General features: G+C 64.7%; 3 protein-coding genes. All 3 read left to right on the top strand.

The genetic code is table 11. From position 1 onward, the window contains the following. A partial coding sequence (locus Q8K99_01060) for a hypothetical protein (protein ID MDP2181146.1) occupies positions 1-340 on the top strand: 340 nt, incomplete at its 5' end. Beyond that, a complete protein-coding gene (locus tag Q8K99_01055) occupies positions 341-805 on the top strand; it encodes a ribonuclease HI family protein (protein ID MDP2181145.1) in 465 nt (154 codons plus the stop codon). 23 nt (positions 806-828) lie between these two features. Beyond that, positions 829-1,161: 6-carboxytetrahydropterin synthase QueD (gene queD, locus Q8K99_01050; GenBank protein ID MDP2181144.1), on the top strand; the 333-nt coding region annotated here is incomplete at its 3' end.

Here is a 1,161-nt window from a genome sequence, read left to right as displayed (position 1 = left end):
GACGATCGACGGTGCGCTGGGACAGCTCGCGCGCAAGGACGCCGTGCTCGTGGAGCGCTTCAAGGACCGCGGGGGACACCTCCAGCAGGAGATCGCCGAGGCGACCGCCCGCAGGGCAACGCTTCGGACCGACATCGATGCCGAGCTTCTCAAGCGCTACGAATCCGTGCGATCGAGCAAGGGTGGCGTGGGAGTGGGCCGCCTCGAGAACGATGCGTGTACGGCATGTCGCATGGTTCTGCCCGCTGAACGTGTCAAGGCGCTCACCGACGGGCCGGACATCGGAATCTGCCCTGCGTGTCGCAGACTCCTGGTGGTCCGTGCTCCGAGCGAGGCATAGATGGCTCGCTGCGTTCTGCGCACCGATGGTGGGGCGCGCGGCAACCCCGGTCCTGCGGGTGCCGGATTCGTGCTCGCGGATGCCGACGGCGCGGTCGTCTGCCAGGCGGGTCGCTTCCTCGGCGAGGCGACCAACAACATTGCCGAGTACGAGGCTCTCGTGTGGGGGCTCGAGAACGCGCATGTGAGCGGGTTCGACACCGTCACCGTCTACGCGGACAGCGAGCTTGTGGTCAAGCAGATCAACGGTGTCTACCGTGTCAAACACCCCAACCTGCGACCGCTGTTCGTACGGACGATGGAGCTGCTTCGGGGGTTCTCTTCGTTCGAGGTCATCCACGTTCGTCGTGAGCAGAACGCAGATGCGGACGCGCTTGCCAACCAAGCGATGGACCTGCGCAGAATCGTCGGGAATCCGACGTGCGAGCCCGGTCAGACCGTCCGGGCCGACACGCTCTTCGAGTGAGATCCGCCGTAAGGGGCTAAGAGATGTACGAACTCACCGTCAAGGGGCACTTCGACGCGGCGCACGCGCTTCGCGGGTATCCCGGCGAGTGCCGTGAGCTGCACGGACACACGTGGGACGTGGAAGTCACGGTCGGCGCGGAGGCGCTCGACGACATCGGCATCGTATACGACTTCAAAGACCTGAAGTCCGACCTTGCAGCGGCACTGGCTCCCTTCGATCATGCATATCTCAACGAAGTGCCGCCGTTTGACGAGATCACTCCCACCGCTGAGAACCTCGCACGCGTTCTGTACGAGGCGCTCGCCGCGCGCGTCTCATCGCATGTACGAGTGATCGAGGTAGCCGTCTGGGAG

This window comes from Actinomycetota bacterium (assembly GCA_030682655.1).
GTDB lineage: Bacteria > Actinomycetota > Coriobacteriia > Anaerosomatales > JAUXNU01 > JAUXNU01.
This window is presented reverse-complemented; position numbering and strand designations above follow the sequence as displayed.